At 41.6% G+C, this 18,838-nt stretch carries 18 protein-coding genes; 11 read left to right on the forward strand and 7 right to left on the reverse strand.

Going from position 1 to position 18,838, the window contains the following annotated elements:
- The first annotated feature begins 22 nt into the window (after positions 1 to 22).
- The 8 genes from WN948_RS13075 (at position 23) to WN948_RS13110 (ending at position 8,469) form a co-directional block, all read left to right on the forward strand.
- On the forward strand, positions 23 to 1,222 hold the full coding sequence (locus WN948_RS13075) for an aldo/keto reductase (RefSeq protein ID WP_342304625.1): 1,200 nt from the start codon (positions 23 to 25) through the stop codon (positions 1,220 to 1,222).
- A 137-nt stretch (positions 1,223 to 1,359) separates the two neighbouring features.
- A complete protein-coding gene (gene larB, locus WN948_RS13080; protein WP_342304626.1) occupies positions 1,360 to 2,145 on the forward strand; it encodes a nickel pincer cofactor biosynthesis protein LarB in 786 nt (261 codons plus the stop codon).
- A 57-nt stretch (positions 2,146 to 2,202) separates the two neighbouring features.
- Positions 2,203 to 3,387, forward strand: a complete 1,185-nt coding sequence (gene larC, locus WN948_RS13085) for a nickel pincer cofactor biosynthesis protein LarC (protein WP_342304627.1) — start codon at positions 2,203 to 2,205, stop codon at positions 3,385 to 3,387.
- A gap of 97 nt (positions 3,388 to 3,484) precedes the next feature.
- Entirely contained in the window at positions 3,485 to 4,381 is an 897-nt protein-coding gene (locus WN948_RS13090) for an RIO1 family regulatory kinase/ATPase (RefSeq protein ID WP_342304628.1), read from the forward strand.
- A 32-nt stretch (positions 4,382 to 4,413) separates the two neighbouring features.
- Positions 4,414 to 6,393: a DUF460 domain-containing protein gene (locus tag WN948_RS13095; protein ID WP_342304629.1), complete on the forward strand. Its 1,980-nt coding sequence runs from the start codon at positions 4,414 to 4,416 to the stop codon at positions 6,391 to 6,393.
- A 40-nt stretch (positions 6,394 to 6,433) separates the two neighbouring features.
- A complete protein-coding gene (locus WN948_RS13100; RefSeq protein WP_342304630.1) occupies positions 6,434 to 7,075 on the forward strand; it encodes a molybdenum cofactor guanylyltransferase in 642 nt (213 codons plus the stop codon).
- 14 nt (positions 7,076 to 7,089) lie between these two features.
- Complete coding sequence (locus tag WN948_RS13105) at positions 7,090 to 7,632, forward strand: hypothetical protein (protein WP_342304631.1); 543 nt, start codon at positions 7,090 to 7,092, stop codon at positions 7,630 to 7,632.
- A 195-nt stretch (positions 7,633 to 7,827) separates the two neighbouring features.
- Positions 7,828 to 8,469 (forward strand): tetratricopeptide repeat protein, encoded by a 642-nt coding sequence (locus tag WN948_RS13110; RefSeq protein ID WP_342304632.1) that lies wholly within the window; start codon positions 7,828 to 7,830, stop codon positions 8,467 to 8,469.
- Positions 8,470 to 8,484: 15 nt separating this feature from the next.
- On the opposite strand, the gene WN948_RS13115 is transcribed toward WN948_RS13110, so the two are convergent.
- Together WN948_RS13115 and WN948_RS13120 are read right to left on the reverse strand one after the other, a co-directional pair.
- On the reverse strand, positions 8,485 to 9,723 hold the full coding sequence (locus tag WN948_RS13115; RefSeq protein ID WP_342304633.1) for an MBL fold metallo-hydrolase: 1,239 nt from the start codon (positions 9,721 to 9,723) through the stop codon (positions 8,485 to 8,487).
- A gap of 16 nt (positions 9,724 to 9,739) precedes the next feature.
- A complete protein-coding gene (locus tag WN948_RS13120; protein ID WP_342304634.1) occupies positions 9,740 to 11,980 on the reverse strand; it encodes a DNA topoisomerase I in 2,241 nt (746 codons plus the stop codon).
- Between the two features lie 412 nt (positions 11,981 to 12,392).
- Between WN948_RS13120 and WN948_RS13125 the strand changes: the two genes are divergently transcribed.
- Entirely contained in the window at positions 12,393 to 13,847 is a 1,455-nt protein-coding gene (locus WN948_RS13125; RefSeq protein WP_342306395.1) for an IS66 family transposase, read from the forward strand.
- 251 nt (positions 13,848 to 14,098) lie between these two features.
- Here the strand turns inward: WN948_RS13125 and WN948_RS13130 are convergent, their stop codons facing one another.
- The 3 genes from WN948_RS13130 to WN948_RS13140 are packed head-to-tail and all read right to left on the reverse strand — an operon-like array spanning position 14,099 to position 15,709.
- Positions 14,099 to 14,602: a ferritin-like domain-containing protein gene (locus WN948_RS13130; RefSeq protein ID WP_342304635.1), complete on the reverse strand. Its 504-nt coding sequence runs from the start codon at positions 14,600 to 14,602 to the stop codon at positions 14,099 to 14,101.
- Between the two features lie 35 nt (positions 14,603 to 14,637).
- Positions 14,638 to 15,312, reverse strand: coding sequence for a peroxiredoxin (locus WN948_RS13135; RefSeq protein ID WP_342304636.1), 675 nt, complete (start codon positions 15,310 to 15,312; stop codon positions 14,638 to 14,640).
- Between the two features lies 1 nt (position 15,313).
- Entirely contained in the window at positions 15,314 to 15,709 is a 396-nt protein-coding gene (locus tag WN948_RS13140) for a Fur family transcriptional regulator (RefSeq protein WP_342304637.1), read from the reverse strand.
- Positions 15,710 to 15,948: 239 nt separating this feature from the next.
- On the opposite strand from WN948_RS13140, the gene xth reads away from it, so the two are divergent.
- Positions 15,949 to 16,722 (forward strand): exodeoxyribonuclease III, encoded by a 774-nt coding sequence (xth, locus tag WN948_RS13145; protein ID WP_342304638.1) that lies wholly within the window; start codon positions 15,949 to 15,951, stop codon positions 16,720 to 16,722.
- Positions 16,723 to 16,768: 46 nt separating this feature from the next.
- Here xth and WN948_RS13150 read toward each other — a convergent pair whose 3' ends face one another.
- Together WN948_RS13150 and WN948_RS13155 are read right to left on the reverse strand one after the other, a co-directional pair.
- Positions 16,769 to 17,218 carry a TIGR00725 family protein gene (locus WN948_RS13150; protein ID WP_342304639.1) on the reverse strand — a complete coding sequence of 150 codons (450 nt, stop codon included), beginning with the start codon at positions 17,216 to 17,218 and terminating at the stop codon, positions 16,769 to 16,771.
- 35 nt (positions 17,219 to 17,253) lie between these two features.
- The gene (locus WN948_RS13155) at positions 17,254 to 17,775 is read right to left on the reverse strand and encodes a DUF367 family protein (protein WP_342304640.1); all 522 of its coding nucleotides are present in this window, start codon (positions 17,773 to 17,775) and stop codon (positions 17,254 to 17,256) included.
- Positions 17,776 to 17,960: 185 nt separating this feature from the next.
- Here WN948_RS13155 and minD point away from each other — a divergent pair, with 185 nt between their 5' ends.
- Positions 17,961 to 18,755 carry a cell division ATPase MinD gene (gene minD, locus WN948_RS13160; RefSeq protein WP_342304641.1) on the forward strand — a complete coding sequence of 265 codons (795 nt, stop codon included), beginning with the start codon at positions 17,961 to 17,963 and terminating at the stop codon, positions 18,753 to 18,755.
- Positions 18,756 to 18,838: the final 83 nt, after the last annotated feature.

An 18,838-nucleotide genomic window follows, 5' to 3' on the forward strand; every position in this document is an offset into this window, starting at 1 on the left:
TCAATAATTCAGGAGAACTAAAATGTTATACAGACAAATGCCAAAGAACGGAGACGAGCTTTCAATACTTGGATTCGGATGCATGCGCCTCGCCTCAAAGGAAGACGGTAGTATTGATGAAGAAAGAGCCACCAGACAAGTACGCGATGCAATAGACCAGGGAGTTAACTATGTTGATACTGCATGGCCCTATCACATGGGAGCAAGCGAGTCTTTCGTAGGTCGAGCCCTTGCCGACGGATACCGTGAAAAAGTAAAAATTGCAACAAAACTTCCTTCATGGCTTATAGAGAAGCGTGAGGATATGGATAAGTTTCTGAATGCCCAGCTGGAAAAACTGAACACTGATCATATCGACTATTATCTTGTACATGCTCTTGTTGGAGACCTGTGGGATAGTGTTGAGAAACTGGGTGTGCTTGATTTCCTTGATAAGGCCAAAGCTGACGGCCGTATTATCAATGCTGGTTTCTCCTTCCACGGAGCAAGCGAGGATTTCAACTGCATAGTAGACGCTTACGACTGGGACTTCTGTCAGATCCAGTACAACTATCTGGACGAAAAGAATCAGGCAGGCAAAGCCGGACTAGAATATGCAGCTTCAAAAGGTCTTGGTGTTATCATAATGGAACCTCTGCGTGGAGGAAACCTTACCAAGAACGTGCCTTCGGCTGTAAATGATATCTGGAACGAGGCTCCGACAAAGAGAACTCCTGCTGAATGGGCTCTCCGCTGGATATGGAACCATCCGGAGGCCACAGTGATCCTTTCCGGCATGAGCGAGGAAGAACACATCGAAGAGAACCTCAGGATTGCAGAAGATGCATTCCAGGATTCGCTTACAGAAGGTGAACTGAAACTGGTTAAAAGAGTAGAAAGCAAGTATCGTGAACTGATGAAAGTGGGCTGTACCAGCTGCCAGTACTGCATGCCATGCCCGGCAGGCGTGAATATTCCGCTCTGTTTTGAGCATTATAACAATCTGGCCCTGGTTGACAATCTTGAAGGGGAACGGTTTATGTATGCTGCAAGGTTGGGCGGGGCTGTTGGTCTAGGTAAACCTGAGTTTGCATCTCTGTGTATCCAGTGTGGTGAGTGTCTTGAGAAATGTCCTCAGCACATTGATATACCAACTGTCCTTGGTTCCGTTGTCGAAGAACTGGAAGGGTCTGACATAGAACAGAGAGCTGCCATGGCAAGGAAGATGTTCAAGCAGGTATAACTGCTGGAACAATTCAAAGTGCTAAAACGGCAAAATAAAGATATTGTTTGGTTTGACCATATTGAATGATCAAACAATATCTCTGCTATTCTCAAATTCAGTTATATATTAATAATCCAAAGTAGAAGGGAGTATAAATGGATATCAAAAGCGTACTATACAAGCTGAAAAATAATGAGCTGGATCTCGAAACTGCAGAATCCGACATCCGTTCTATGGGTTACGTTCCTGTCACAGATATCGCCAAGATCGATATCTTCCGTAAACATCGTACAGGTATAATGGAAGCTATACTTGCAGAGGGTAAGGACCCTCATGATGTTGTGGAAATAGCAAAGGCGCAGGTTGGTGCAACAGGAAGAGTGCTTATTACAAGGCTCAGTGATAGTCACAGGGAAGTGCTTAGATCCAGTTTCAAGCCTGAAGAACTTGAATGGAACTTGCATTCAACTGCTGCAGTGGTCCACAATGGTACACCTGCACCAAGAACAGGTGGCGTTGTTGCGATAATCACCGCCGGCACTGCTGATATCGATGCTGCGGAGGAAGCCAGAATGGTGGCATCTGAGATGGGGTGTGACACCATTGCTATTTATGATGTCGGAGTTGCGGGATTCCACCGGCTCATCGGTGAAATGCAGACATTGCAGGAAAATAAACCGGATTCCATTGTTGTGGCTGCAGGAAGGGAAGGCACTCTGCCAACAGTTGTATCGGGTCTTGTTGATGTTCCTGTTATAGGGCTGCCTGTATCCACCGGATATGGTGCTGGTGCAAAGGGTGAGGCTGCCCTGCTCTCTATGCTACAATCATGTTCCGTACTCTCTGTTGTGAACATCGATGCAGGATTTGTTGCCGGTGCTTTTGCCGCAAGGATAGCTAACAGGGTTGCTGAAGCAAGAAACAGCACCGTTGAAAAATAAAAGTCAATTTTAAGTTCATGTCTGAAATGATGAACATTCAGTTAGGATAAGATAAAAATGAGGTCCCTTATATTCGATCCTTTCTCAGGCGCTGCCGGAGATATGATACTTGGAAGTCTTATCAGTCTTGGTGCTGACAGGGCAAATATTTGCGAGATAATTGAATCTGCTGTTGATGTATCAGTCTCCGTGGACCGGGCCAATAAGAAGGGTATAGATGCAGTTAATGTGCACATAAATGTGCCACATGAGGAGCACTCCCGGCATTATCATGAGCTAGTGGATATCATCAAGGCTGCCGGACTTTCCCCACCGGTTGAAAAGAGCGCACTTGATGTATTTGCCATCATGGCCGAGGCAGAGTCAAAAGTACACGGCGAGTCTATGGAAGAACTCCATTTCCATGAAGTGGGGCAGAATGATGCTCTTGCCGACGTGATAGGTTCATGTGCTGCTATCTATGAGATTGGTGCAGACTCCATATTTTGTACCCCTGTCAATGTAGGTGGTGGAAGGGTCAAAGCTGCACATGGTTCTATGGCTGTGCCTGCACCGGCAACCCTGGAGATTCTAAGGGCAGGCAATCTTTTGTCATACGGCTCTGGAAACCGTGAACTACTCACACCTACAGGCGCTGCGTTGTTGTCCTATTTTGCAAAGCCGATCGATAACCTTCCCAAAGGCAAGGTCCTTTCAGTAGGCTACGGAGCCGGGGATGCAGACACAGAAGACCCCAACGTGCTGCGCAGCATGCTCGTGGAAGTCGCTGACGTGCTGACAAAGGACCAGATAGAGGTACTGGAAACCAATGTGGACGATGTAACCGGTGAGGTTCTGGGGAACCTGTTTGACAAACTACTTGCCGCAGGTGCAAGGGATGTTGCCATCACACCCACAATAATGAAAAAGGGCAGGTCTGGACATATCATCAAGGTCATAACAAAATCACAGAACAGTGAACGGGTTGCAAGGGAAATCATGAAAGAGACCGGCACTTTAGGTATTCGTGTGATTCCTACAGTCCATCGTTTTGTTGCTGACCGCAGGATGGATAAGGTAAGCATTCAGCTTAAAAGTGAGGATTTTACGGTTGCTGTGAAGATCGCGCAGGACAAGACAGGTGAAATATTGCATATCTCTGCTGAGTATGAGGACTGCCGTAAGGTTGCTGATAAGATTGGTCTGCCACTGAAAGAAGTTATCAGACGGGTTGAGGAAGAAGCCTGGGGGAAGTTTGAGTAGGATTCCTTCAATTTTTCTTTTTTAGTTTTTCCTTTATGTCATTTTAAACTTCAGTCTACCACAAACAATCTAAAGCATCCCGGCAAATACAGAGCAAATGATAGACGATGTTGTGAAGTTATTCAAGAAAATGGATAGCAAGGATCTGCGCATACTCACCGGTATTGAGATAGGCATGAGGGACTTTGAATGGGTGCCGGTGGAGGAGTTAATGAAGTTCACTCGCTTGCCGTATTCTTCTCTTGTGTATAAGATGAAAGCTCTTATAAGGAACAATATGGTTATCGGGACCAACCAGCCATATGAAGGTTATCAGATATACTTCGATGGTTATGATACACTTGCTCTTAATGCTCTTGTGAAGAGGGGAACCATTAGTGCCATTGGTGATGAGATAGGTGTTGGTAAGGAATCTGTGGTTCATGAAGCTGTGAAGGAACCTGAGCTTGGTCTGGGAGAGCCTCGGGGTGTTATCCTGAAATTCCACAGGGAAGGACGGACCAGTTTTAAGAATGTCAAAAGATTACGTTCTCATCTTGAGGGCAAGGAACATTTCTCATGGATATATGCTGCAAGACTTGCTGCAAAAAGAGAGGCAGAGATTATCAGGAAACTATATCCTGATGTTTCAGTTCCAGAGTTAATTGACAATAATCGCCATGCTCTTGTCATGGATGTTGCAAAAGGGACTCTTCTGTACAGGACAAAACTTGCAGAACCGCAATGGTTCCTTGACGAGATCATCAGGCAGGTAGGCATAGTTTATGAAAAAGGTTACATTCATTCTGACCTTAGCGAGTACAACATCTTCGTTATCGAGGGTGGAGTGCAATTCATCGACTGGCCTCAGTGCGTGGAAATAAGCCATCTTCATGCGGATGAGTTGCTTGAAAGGGATGTATCCAACGTGCTCAAACACTTCAAGCGCAAATACAACATCAAAATGGATTTGAGCGAGGTTATATCGCATATAAAAGATGGTCAGGAGTCATAAATATATCATAGTAATGACATAAAATAAACTGTATGCAAAACGGTGTCATATACGGCATTGACATAGCAAAGGGCTCTTCCAGGGCACAGGAGGTTCCCAGATATGCCGTTGCCGTTCTTCGGGATGGCGAGATAAACCATTACACAATGGTCCGGTTACACAGGATACTCCGTATGCTGAACAAGGACCGGCCTGATTATATTGCAGTTGATAATATTTTTGAGCTCGCAGCAAATAAACGGGAGCTAATACGTTTTCTTGAAAAACTCCCAGGTAATACAAAACTGGTGCAGGTCACCGGAGGTATTCATCAGAAATCTCTGCTTCGTCTGGCAAAGGAGCATGGTCTCTCTTTCAACCAATTGGATCCTAATCAGGAAGCTGAAGCCTGTGCAATTCTTGCAAGTCTTGGAGTAGGTGCTGAGGTCTCTCTTTTTGAAGATATCACCCGCATAAAAGTAAGTCGTGCCCGTTCACTTGGCAGAGGTGGCTGGAGCCAGAACCGCTATCGAAGAAAAGTCCATGGGGCTGTCAGGGAAAAGAGCAGGGAGGTCGAGAGCACCCTGCGTAAGTTCTCCAGAGAAACGGGTTTTACTTATTCCGAACATATTACTGAGGGCTTTGGTGGATATGTCCGGGCTGAATTTACTGTAAATGCAAGACGTGAGCTTGTGCCGGTCAAACCCTCTGCTAATGCTGATGCCCAGGTTACTGTCAAAAATGTTGAAAGGGACAAGATACAGTATATACCTATCAAAAAAACAGGACGCAAATACACGATTGTCGGAATAGACCCCGGCACAACCGTAGGAATTGCTATTATTTCTCTTGACGGAGAATTGCTTCTTTCTGATAGCACACGCGGTATCTCACATGATGAGGTTGTTAGGTTGGTAGCTGAATATGGTAAACCAATACTTGTAGCCACGGATGTCTATCCTGTTCCATCAGCAGTTGAAAAGATACGCCGCAGTTTCAATGCAGTTATCTGGACTCCGGGTGGTGAGATACGGGCAGAGGAAAAGATAGCAATTGCCAGACAATTCGGATATTCCAATGACCATGAGCGTGATTCACTCACTGCAGCATTATCCGCGTACAAAGCGTACAAAAATGTATTTTCGAAGGTTGGGAAGAGAGCTCCTAAATATCTTGATATCGACAGTATAAAGTTCCATGTGATAAACGGTGAGTCCATAGATGAGGCCATCGAAAAGGTTGCATCCGAGTCAAGGATAAAGATCAGAATGAAGCCGGAGGCAGAAACGCAAAAAGAAGAACCTGCCGATGTGGATGAACAAATAAAGAAACTGCGTGAGGAGCTCAGGCATAGGAATTCCCAGATAAAGCAGCTCAAAGATTATGTTTCTGAACTCAAATACGAGGCTGGACAAAAGGAAAGATTTGTTGAGCAACTGGAAATGCGCATCAAAAAGGTCAAAACGTCAATTTACCGACAGGTGAGGCGGGAAAAAGAGATTCATATAAGGGACAATGAAATAGAGCGTCTCAACAAAGAGCTTGGCAAAATGAAAAAATCCCTGCGTAACCAGCGCAAACAAAACAAACGCCTCAAGCAGATACGCAAAAAAGAAGTAAGGGGAGAGGGACTTCCGGTAAAGGTCATCTCATCGTTCACGCGGGAAGCGATACAGCACACTATTGAGCTTTACGGCATCAGGGAAAATGATGTAATTTACCTGAGAGATCCAAGTGGTGGAGGTCCTGTAACGGCTTCATTGCTGGTTGAAGCAAAGATCAAGGCAGTTATCATACGTGAAGACATGCCACACGGGGCACTTGAATATTTTTATGAAGGCAATGTTCCTGTGTTAAAAGATGTACAGATTCATCTCATTGGTGACCTCGCTTCTGTAGAACCCGGAATCCTTGAGGGTGCGATAGAAGAATGGCAAAAAGGAGCCGATGAGCGGCGCAAGGAAAAAGAACATAAACAAGTCCAGTCCATTCTGGAAGAGTATAAGAGTGAACGCAGGAGAGGGCTTGCATAGATGAAGTTGTCTGAATCTGGAAAATAAGAGGTTAATGATTATGAAAAGGTCATCACTACTGCTGGCAGGTGGTTTAGGAGCCCGTCTTAATGGCAGGGAAAAAGCGTTGATGATGTATCAGGACAACACATTGCTGGAACGCACACTTGCTGTTTTGGATGAAGTTTCTGATGAGGTTATCGTGTCTCTGAGGGATAGTGAGCAGGTGCGGCAATTCTCTGAATATCTCGTAGACAGAAAAGTTGTAACAGATAAGATAAAAAATGCAGGTCCACTTGCAGGAATGCTTGCAGGTTTTGAGGAAGCCTGTGGTGACTATGTTTTTACGGTAGCATGTGACATGCCGTTTCTTAATGGGCAGTTAATTGATATGATGTTTAATATGGTGGAAGAACACGATGCATTGATACCCATTAGTGAGTATGGGACAAAGGAGCCACTGCATTCTGTGTATCACAAGGATAAGATGCTGGTGGCAATTGAACATACTATGGGGGAAGGACACAGGAGCATACTTGCTCCGGTATCTTCTCTGGACGATGTTCTGTACCTGGATGCCGATGTGATGAAAAAAATAGACAAAGGCCTTAAGAGTTTTGTCAACATAAATATCCCCTCAGATATGACAAAACTGGATAATGTTAATCATGAAAACCTTGATGATAATGATAGTTCCGCTTGAAGGGATGTGTTAAAATGATAGACAATGATATCGTTATAAAAAAAGCTATCATAAGAATTGCTAATGAGTATGATCTTGACACCGAGGTCGTGGAAAGTGCAATAAAGGGTTCTGAAGACCCATTGGACCTTGACGTAATGGTCAGTGAAGGTATCTTCTGCTTCCGTGGGCCGAATGACGATGTTAAACATGACAATGCTTCTATTTGCCTTTCACATAAGATACTGGCAAATATCGGTGTGGCAAAAATTTTGATTCCTCTTATGTGTGAAAGAATTCGGAAATGGGATCATGAAGATATAAATGTCCTGTTGTCACTGCTAAAGAAAGTGGTTACAATAATGGAACTTAATCCTGATGAATATCCGGGTCTTCAGGCATGCAGTATTAACCCTGCCGAACTACCATCTGAGAAAATACCTGAAGATATAGGTGACAGACATTACGTTTGGGCAATGGACAAGAAAGGCATGTGTCTGGTAGGTGTCGATGCTAACAGGCTTATTCACATAGATGATCTACGCAAGGGTCAGGAAGATGTAAAATTGGTTTGTTGATTGTTTTCAGTAAATCACAAAATTCATTTTCATATCCTTTTTTCTTTAATTGTTGGCATTTTTACCTTTATTATCCGAATAATTTCGATAGCTTAATTAATATGTTATGTACATTGAGAAAAAATAAAAGTTATAATGCACTGCTTTATGGCGGTATATAGAATCATGTTATTTGTTTTGGAGTTGGTTAACTGAATGGATCCTGATATGCCGGAAGAATGGTTCAAATTAGCATTTGATGCCGAAGATCCGGAAGAGAAGTTTGAATATTTTTCGCTCATATTGGAGTGTGAGCATCTGGATCCTGAACTATGGAGTAATGAGGCTATAGCACTCGTTTGGAACAACAAGGGTATAGCACTTTCTTTTCTTGGTAGGGATGAAGAGGCGTTGGAATGCTTCAGAAACTCTGTTTTTCTCAACAAAAATGATGTTGATGCTTTATGCAATATGGGTGTGGTTCTCTTCAATATGGGTGAATATGAAGAGTCCATCAAATGTTATAACCGGATACTTGCCTTTGATCCTGGCAATGAGAATGCATGGGTAAACAAAGGCGATATACTTGAAGTAATGGGTGATCATAACGAAGCCATCAACTGCTATAGCAAGGTTCACAAAGAAATTGAGCTTGATAATAAGTTTGCTGTTGTATGGAATAAAAAAGGACTTGCTTACTTTGGTCTTGGACAATATGAAAACGCAGCAGAATGTTTTTCCAGGGTTCTCCTGATCGATCCTGAACATAGCGAGGCAATAGAAAATCTTAAGCTTGCAATGATAAATACTAAAAAGATGAACGATGATATGAAATATCAAAGTTCTTCTTGTTTGTGAATTGATATTTTTGGTTTATAGTGTAAAGCGCTCGCCTATTTCCGGTGCGAATGCCTCAACGCCTATTTCTTCTTTAACCCAGTCTGCAAATCCTTCACAGTCGTCTCCATGCATAGTGAAGACATGTTCAGTCCCTCTGTCACAGAACTCCTTTACCATTTCTTTAAGCTCTTTGTCTCCGGAGTGGGCGGAAAAATCATATTGCTCTACTTTTGGTTTAAGGTGCTGGACAATTCCATCATTATCTATGTTTCCGGTGTCCAATGCCATTCTGCCGTTAGTACCTTCCACCTGGTATCCTGTAAGTATTATCTTCGATTTTGGGTCCTTGTATAGCTTATTGATGTAATAGAGCACAGGTCCGCCGTTGAGCATTCCGGCTGTAGTAACAACTACGGAAGATTCAAGGGCAATTCTGTTTCTTTTACGACCAGTCACCATGGTGGCATTGGAAAATGCTTTTTTAAGATGGGTGGGGTTGCGTATGTATTCAGGATGTTTTGACATGATCTTGTATGCCTGTACTCCCATTCCATCAACATAGGCTCTGATTCCATAGGAATCCAGAAGCATCAATATTTCCTGCGTTCTTCCGATTGCAAAGGCTGGAATTATAACACTGCCTCCAATGTTGAGAGTGTCCTGTACGGAATCGATGAATTCCTTCTCAATTTCTTTTCGTGGGGAATGGTCATCTCCAAAATATGTGCTTTCAGTTATGAGTATGTCTGAATCAGGGAAGTCAATTGCACCGAGAACCAGTCGGGTGTCGTCAGTATTGATATCTCCTGTATAGAACAGGCTTTTACCCTCTTTATCCCGGACATGGATCGCTGATGCACCGGGAATATGCCCTGCATTCAGGAACTCAACATCGTATCCATGTGTGTGAAATTCAACTCCCGTATCCACTTGTTTTGTTTTATGGACAAACTTTGAGAGGTCAATAGAATCATATGCTGGTATTTCTCCTTTCCTTTCCGCAATTCTCAATGTATCATTTGCCAGCATATGTGTGAGGTCAAAAGTAGGTGGTGTCATGTAGATATCAGGTTCAAGGTCCATTAGGTTTGGAACCGCACCAGAGTGGTCTATGTGTGCATGGGATACAAGCACAGCCTCAGGACGTGACCCATTCACTGGGTACTTTATATGCTCTCCCGGAGACACTCCGTAATCCATCATAAGTTTATCATCAACGAGGACTGCCGATCTTCCAACTTCCCTGCATGCACCTTTGAATTCCAGTTCCATGTATACCTCACTCCTTTCAATCTATTTCAGACTGCCATTTCTTTAATTTCTTAACAGGTATACTTGTAACTTTTGCAAGTTCTATAGCATCAGCAGTGCACAGATCATCCACGCTACAAATTCCAGCATCAGTAAGTTTTTCCGCGGTAACCTTCCCAATTCCGGATATATCGTTAATTGTCTTTGGGCGTTCCTTGTCCTTGTCAGTGCCTTGCTTTTGTTTTTCTTCTTCCTGTGTTTTTTGCCATTCAAGGAAGTTACAATGTGGACATCCAAGGTTCCATGGCCTTTTACCGGAGTTGATTATGCGTATGTGGTACAGACCATGTTCCTCGCATAATTTATCTGTAACCACAATTTGTCCTGATCGTGGAAGGGGAAGTGCAAAATTACAGTCGGGGTACCCGTCACATCCTATAAAACGGGATCCTCTCTTTGATCTCATTATCATGAGGTTGGACTTACACTTAGAACAAACACCAATGATCTTATCCTCTCGAAGACCAGCACGCAATGATTCAGTGATATCTTCCTTGTTTCCTTCAAGGTCATTGAACATCAGCTCCAGCATTTCCCTGGATTCATTCAGTACATCATCTTCAGGTATCTCACCTTCTGCTATCCTGTCCATATCAGCTTCAAGTTTGCTGGTCATATCTGGTTTAGAAATGGTGGGTGCGAACTTCTCAAGAGCATCAACAACAGCAATTGCGGTCTTGGTAGGCTGTAAAGGATTTCCATGCACGTAGGCTCTTGAATAAAGTTTACTGATGATCTCGTGACGGGTTGCTTTGGTACCAAGTCCCATCTCTTCCATGATTCTTATAAGTCTGCCCTGACCGTATCTTCCAGGAGGTTGTGTTTCTTTTGCCTCGACTTCTACTTCGTTCACATTGAGCTTATCGCCTTCACTAAGCTCTGGTAAAAGTCTGTCTTCAGGCGCATTGTAATGATAATACCATCTCCATCCGGAAACAACAAGTCTTGCACCGTTCGCCTTGAATTCCTCCTCCTTTATGTCAAACTTTGATCGGATGGTTTCCCATTTTGCCGGGTCGGCAAATGTTGCAAAGAAACGCCTGACAACAAGTTCGTAAAGTTTCCATTCCTGCTCGTTCATTTCAGATTTCTTGGCAAGGGATGCAGGAAAAATAGGGGGGTGGTCAGTTGTCTCTTTCTTGCCTTTTGTAGGTACAAGTTCTTTCTTCTCAAGTAATTTGAGTGCGTATTGCTTGAAAGCACCTGTCTTGAATATCTCTATCTGTGCCCTGAGGTCCAGACTTTCAGGGTATACAGTGTTATCGGTCCTGGGGTATGATATCCAACCGCTGGTGTAAAGTGTTTCAGCGATCCTCATTGCATTGGATGCTGTAAAACCGATGGAACTTGCGGCACCGATAAATTCGGTAGTGTTAAAAGGAGTCGGTTGCTTGTCTATTTTTTCGGAAGTTGTGACGTCAGTCACAACAGCATCGTCACCTATAGATATCTTTTCCAGTGCTGCGTCAACTTCTGCCTTGTCCCAGAAACGCTTTGTGCGGTGCTCTACCTTGAACTGTTCTCCCTTTTTACTCTCAAGCATTGCTGAGAGCTCCCAATAGGGTTGCGGGATAAAAGCATCCCTTTCCTTCTCACGTTCCACTATAAGTGAAAGAGTAGGTGACTGTACTCTTCCTACTGAAAGGAACATCTTCCCAAGACGTCCTGCAGAAAGGGATATGTAACGTGTAAGTGAAGCACCCCATACAAGGTCTATAACCTGTCTTGAGTGTCCTGCATCTGCCAGGTTGAAATCAACTTTTACAGGATTTGAAAAAGCATCATCAATGGCCTTTGGAGTAATTGCACTGTAGTGAACACGTTCAAATTCGACATCAGGATTTACCTTCAGGATGATGTCAAGAGCTTCAACTCCAATGAGTTCTCCTTCCCTGTCATAGTCAGTTGCAATTGTTACTTTGGTGGCTGTTTTCCCTAGTTTTTTCAGCGCAGCTACTATCTTTACCTGTGTTGATGTAGTGATTACATCCGCAGTTATAAGCTCGCTTGCTTCTACTTTTTGCCAGTTGTTATAGGCTTTTGGAAAATCAAGTTTCACTATGTGTCCGCTAAGTCCCATGAATATTTTAGTTCCCGCTTCTGTTTCATATTCATAGGTGTCTACTCCGCTCACACGAACTTGTTTTGTCTTCCCTGGGGCCAGGATCGCTGCTATTCTTTTTGCTGCGATGTGTTTTTCTGCTATGATGAGATGCATAATTATCTCCGTGATCGATCAAATAAATGGATTATATGATAAACATAGTATTGATTATAAGGATATGCATAAAAAAGTTTACTTTTACACAAACCCCATGCTTTAGTCTAACAAACATTCTTCTAAATATATCTATCGCAAACAATATTTTTGTGAGCAGAGTAGTACAGCCTTAGATACATGTCATGCATAAGGCTGGAAATTCGTGTATGATCTTCTGTATTTCACAAAGAACAGTATTGATCATTCTCATTAATGTTACTCAATTTAATCAAATTTACAATTTTTGTTTAAAAGTAACTATTCAGCCTGACTGTTTTAATGATGCAAAAAACAATATACTATGGCTTCATTCTATGTGTTAAAAAATATTCAGTAAAATATCATAAAAAACGTCTATCAATCTGAGGGGATTTGTATAGACCGCGAAGAAATACTTGCAGTTTATGAAGCTGGTCCAGAAGCAGTAGTAGAACTTGTAACTCGATTACTTGGGATAATTGAACATCAATCTCTCCAAATTGCACAACTTGAAGAGCGTGTCAGGCATTTGGAAGAAATGCTTGAAAAGAATAGTCGCAACAGTAGCAAACCACCTTCTACTGATTCTTATGCACGGAATAAACCAACCGTTAAAAGTCAAAGAAAAAAGACCAATAAGCATGTAGGTGGTCAAAACGGTCATCCTGGTACTACATTAAGAATAAATGATGATCCGGATGAAGTTATTGTTCATCCTGTTAATCAATGCGTCAATTGTGGGAGATCGTTAGCTTCTGTTCCCTCTAACTATGAAAGAAGACAGGTCTTTGACATTCCTCCTATAACTATCAATTGCATTGAACATCGTTGCGAGATTAAAACATGTCCCAAATGTTCTCATGTAAACAAAGCTCTTTTTCCAGATGGTGTAACTCAGCCGACTCAATACGGTCATCGAGTTAAGTCATTTGCAGTTTATTTGCACACTTACCAATTACTTCCTTATCAGCGTGTTACCAAGTTGTTCTCTGATATTTTGGGATGCAAGATAAGTCCTGCTACTTTGGTGAACACGGAACGTAGTTGTTTTGAGAAGCTTGGAGCTTTTGAAAATACAGTGAAACATCTCCTGAAAGAATCTCCTGTCATCAATCTGGATGAAACAGGAATGAGAATAAATGCAGTTCGTAATTGGCTTCATGTGGCAGGTACAGACAAACTGACCTATTATTTTGCACATCGCAAAAGGGGCTCAGAAGCAATGGATGCTATGGGCATATTACCAGGTTACACTGGTGTTGCAACACATGATTTTTGGAAACCGTACAACAAATATGAATGTCAACATTCATTATGTAATGCACATTTATTACGAGAGTTAACTGGAGCTTCCGAAAACAGGGATCAACAGTGGCCAAAGATAATGAGTGATCTCTTGATATGCATTAAACATCATGTTGATAATGATCTTTTAGATACTGAGCTAATTCAAAGGTTCAGTGAGGATTATGATCACATAACTTGTTTAGGAGTGAATGAAAATCCTCCTGATCCGGAATCAAATGTGCGGTCTAAAAAACGAGGACGTAAGAAGCAGACCACGGTAAAGAATTTGCTGGATAGGTTTATTGGCCATAAAGAGGATATCTTACGATTTATGTACGACCAAAACGTTCCGTTTGATAACAATCAGGCTGAAAGAGATATCAGAATGACGAAAGTACAGCAGAAGATATCAGGTACTTTCCGCAGTGAACAGGGTGCAAAAAATTTCTGCCGTATAAGAGGATACGTGTCTACTGTTAATAAGAATTCTGAATCTGTTATCGATGCAATTAGTGCAATATTTTATGGCAATTCATTTGTTCCAAAGTTGCAGAATTGATCGTGGATGAAGAAATCAGCTTGGTGGAAGTGAGCTAGGCTGAATAGTTACGTTTAAAATTAAGATAGAATTTTGAGCAAATCAAAGTATGGGTTCTTTGCATTTGTCGCTAGAAGTATGTACTCTTGCAGGCTAATGTTTATTTAAAAAATCACGCTGCAATTTGATTATAAATGAAGCAAAAAAAATTGTTACATCCTTCCTGTTATTTAGTACATGTCAGGAGGATGTAAATTGTAATTCATTAAAGCTTATTGTTTCTGGATAAGTTCAATATCTTCGAGAACAGACTGAAGGTCGTCCTCGTGCTCGATCTCGTCGGTGAGGATCTGCAGTATTATTTCGTATGTGACAGGGTCCTTATCTTTTACTTTTGCAAGTATGGAATTATAGACCTGAATTGCACATTGTTCACCTTTTATGTTCTGTTCCAGAATTCTCTTTACAAATGGATCTTCAGGTGATTCGTATCCGCAGTTACCTTTTTTCATCCATTCTTCAGGTGAGAGTACAGGTGTTCCTCCAAGCTGCATGATCCTGTTAGAAAGCATATCTGCATGTCTGAGCTCGTCAGTTGCATGTTCGATGAGTTCTGCAGCAGCAGCTTCTCTCATAGGGCCCTTAACGATCTTTGATCCTACCCAATACTGGTAGTATGCAAGCCATTCATCGGCCAATGCCTTGTTTAATGATTCTATCAGGTCTGCTATGTCCAGTCCCAAATTCTCTAAAATTTCCACGCCTTTTGTTCCCATAATGGTCACCTTTTTCTATTAGTTAACTAATCTATTTAAGACTGTTTCTTGAGGCACATGAACCAGTCCAGGCAGTACTTTCCTTCTTCTTCTGTCTCAACCCTTTCCTTTGCAGTTCCGCATGATCCTGGTGGTGGAATGATCACATCATCTCCTGGCTGCCAGTTTGCAGGGGTTGCGATATTTTCTGAATCGGATTTCTGCATTGCCAGAATCAGTCTCTTGATCTCATCCATGTTCCTACCATTGGAAAGTGGGTAGTACAGGATTGCCCTTACCTTTGCTTTTGGGTCCATCATAAATACTGCTCTTACTGCCTGGGTATCTGACGCATTTGGCTGCACCATTCCGAATTTCTTTGCAACATCCATCTTAAGATCTTCAATAACCGGGAAATTAACTTCGATATTTTTCATTCCCTTGTACACGATCTTTTCTTTGATGGTTCGCAACCATGCAATGTGTGCATAGATACTGTCAATGGAAAGTCCTATAAGTTCTGTATTTAATTCTCTGAATTCTTCCTGCATCGTTGCAAAGGTCATGAATTCAGTTGTACACACTGGGGTAAAATCAGCAGGATGACTGAAAAGGATTACCCATTTTCCCTTGTAGTCTTTTGGAAAATTGATTTCTCCCATTGTTGTTTTTGCTTTAAATGACGGTGCATCATCGCCTATAAGTGGCATTGTTACTATTTCTTCTTCCATATTACTCCATCTCCATACATTTCTTGCATATTCCGTAAAAGTTAGTGTCTGCTGATTCTATTTTAAAGTCATCTATTTTTTCTGCTATCTTCATAGCGTAATCGCTAAGTTCTTCCGATTCGTAGTCTGTTATTTCTCCGCACTCTATGCATATTGTGTGGTGGTGAGGTATCAGATTGGATTCAAACCTCGAAACTCCCTTAATGTTCACCTCCTTGATCAGGCCCTTTTCAGCCAGAAACTTTAGGTTACTATAAACTGTGGCTTTGCTGATTCGCGTTAGTTTTTGCCTTACTCCCTCATAGACATCATCGACAGTGGGATGACCATCAAATTCTCTGAGAAAATCCAATATCTCGATTCGCTGGTTTGTGTACTTGATGTCTGCCTTTTTCATTTTGGTCCCACTTTTTTGTTTTTCCTGCTCTCACATAATCCATGTAAGAACATATCCTAAATAATAATTATTATTATTTAAACATTATTCTTGTTTAGTATTGATACCTATTTAGAACTATATATTGTTTGTTCTGATTTTAAAATGAAAATCACGGGGATAAGAAAAAAGCAATCTATTAAGCAAGATACTTAATAGATAAGTTATCAAATAATCAGCAAGAATTCCGGAGACACAAAATGACCAATACCAGGATAATTTCATGGAATGTTAATGGCATCAGGGCAGTTCACAAAAAAGGTTTTCTTGACTGGTTCAATGAAGAAAAACCTGATATACTTTGTATTCAGGAAACAAAAGCCCGCAGGGAACAACTTCCCTCCGAGATGCTTGAAATCGATGGCTATCATAATTATTTTGCTTCTGCCGAGAAAAAAGGTTATAGTGGAGTGGCACTCTACACTAAAAAAGAACCAATTAACATCAAATGTGGATTTGGTATCGAGAAATTTGATAGTGAGGGCCGCGTCCAGATTGCTGATTACGGTGAGTTCGTTCTCTTCAACATATATTTTCCTAATGGCAAAGCGTCTGCTGAAAGACTTGCATATAAAATGGAGTTCTATGATGCTTTTCTTGAATATGCCAACACGCTCAAATCCAGAGGTAAGAAACTCATAATATGTGGCGATGTTAATACTGCCCACAAGGAAATTGACCTGGCCCGTCCAAAAGACAACGAGAAGGTTTCAGGTTTCCTGCCTTCAGAGCGTGCCTGGATCGATAAACTCATGGACAAGGGTTATGTGGACACTCTGAGGATGTATAATACTGAGCCAGATAATTATACCTGGTGGAGCATGCGGACAAGGGCAAGAGAAAGAAACGTTGGTTGGAGAATTGATTACTTCTTTGCAAGTGAAAATATCAAAGATCAGATAAAAGACGCATTCATTTTGCCTGATGTTATGGGTTCTGATCATTGTCCCATAGGTATTGACCTTGAGTTATAATATAAGACTATAATTTGATTTATTCCGGATCGAATAAAAAAATTCCTTATTTGATGCTGTTAATTGCCATCATGACGGCATCTTTCGGACTTTTTGCTTTAACAGTGCCATCAATTTCCCATTTAGATTCAAGTGTGATCACAGTTTTCCCCATTTTAAGCGAGTGCGCTATCTCTGAGAGTGTGCCATATTCGCCTCCAACGGCTATCAATACGTCCGCAGATCGTGCTATTATTACATTTCTGGCATGCCCCATATCAGTCACGATCGCAATGTCAATGTAAGCATTTGCACTTATACGACTCTCTCCGGGGAGAATGCCAATTGTAGTCCCACCTTCTCTTTTAGCACCAGATGCTGATGCTTCCATTACTCCGCCATGCCCGCCACAAAGCAGTATTGCATTGCTTTTTGCGATTTCAGCCCCTACTTCTTCTGCTGTAATTCTCAGAGCATCATCACATGAGCCGGCACCAATGACTCCTATTTGTATCATTTTTCGCTACATCCTTTATTAAAACACTCACGAATTTACATATATTCACTTTGTATCCTTAAGATATCCCTGCTATCCTTAGCTTCTGAGTATTCTTCCAGAGGTTCGTGGTTCAGCTCGAGAAAAGTGTGGCCCCAGTTGAACTTGGACATGACTTTCTCTGCCTGCTGTTTATTTCCAAGTATGTATAGTGCAGCGGCAAATGCTTCTACGGATGTGAGTTTGAAAGGTCTTCCAAAATTCACGGGATTTGCAGCCACAAGGTATGGGAGTGCACGGTGTTCGAGTTTCATCCTTAGGAGTTGTGGGAATACCCTTTCAACTTCTTCCCATGAACAGTCAAGAACAGTTATACCTTTTTTAGTACTATCTCCGGGTGAAAGAGCTTTTTCAGCCATAGGGTCAAGTAATATGGATCTTGAAGGTATCCTTTCTATTTTCTCAGAAAGGGTCACAAGCCCAAATTTTGCCATTTTCTTGCCGGTGCATTTTTTTGGGTCACATTGTTTTGCATGATATAGAAATAGTTTAATGTCTTTTTCGTCATCAGGTGCCATATGAGTATGATGATGTCTGATCATATATCAATAATTCGTTTATGCATGTCGAAATTTCAAATAATATAGATATGTATTTATATTTATGAGTTGTATTAAGTCTTGAATATACTTATGTGGTACTAATTACTGGATCTTCAAATGAAAAGGGAATAACTCATTGTAATCATCTATCGAGGTATTTTATGACGGCAACAATTTTTACTATTGTTTCAGGGAAGGGTGGTGTTGGCACAACTACAGCTGCTATAAATCTCAGTGCTGCACTTGCAGGATTCGCAAAAAATACTCTATTAATAGACACTGACATTGGAATGCCCACGATTGGGCTGATGTTGGGAATCGAAGCTTCAAAAGCAAGTCTTCATGATGTTCTTGCAGGGACTGCGGAGTTAAAAGACGCAATATATGACGGGCCTAATAATCTACGTGTCTTACCAGGAAGCATTTCTCTTCATAGTTTTTTAAATTCAAATACTGATGTTATCAGTGAGATCGTAGATGATGTAAAAGAAAAGTATGATTACATTATCATTGATTCTCCAACCGGTATCAACAAAAATTCAATTTTGTCCATATCACTTGCAGATGAAATCATTCAGGTAGTAAACCCTGACATCATCTCTCTTGCAGGCGCAATGAAAATAAAAACAATTTCTGACAACATGGGAAAACAGTTCCGTGGAGTCATCATTAACAGGTCAGGCGTTACTCAAAATGAGTTAAGCAATGAAAGGATAGAAACGACCCTTGGCCTCAGGATACTGGAAACCATAGTTGAAGAGAATAGCGTAAAGAATTCTCTGGCTTTTAAAACACCAGTTGTTATGAAATACCCTGGTTCACCAGTGGCTGTCGGCTTCAATCGGCAGGCAGCTGAGATCGCAGGTATAAAATCTTCGGTCGAGGATATTTCAACAGAAGTTAAGGAAAAGAAAAAGAAGGGCAAGAGATTCTCATTGTCAAAAAACAAGAAATGAGTTTTCGATTAAATTGAAGACAAAAATGCCTTAAAAAAATCAATTTGGAAGATAATAAAATGACCAGTAGTATTGGGGTTGGT

This window comes from Methanolobus sp. ZRKC5 (assembly GCF_038446525.1).
GTDB lineage: Archaea > Halobacteriota > Methanosarcinia > Methanosarcinales > Methanosarcinaceae > Methanolobus.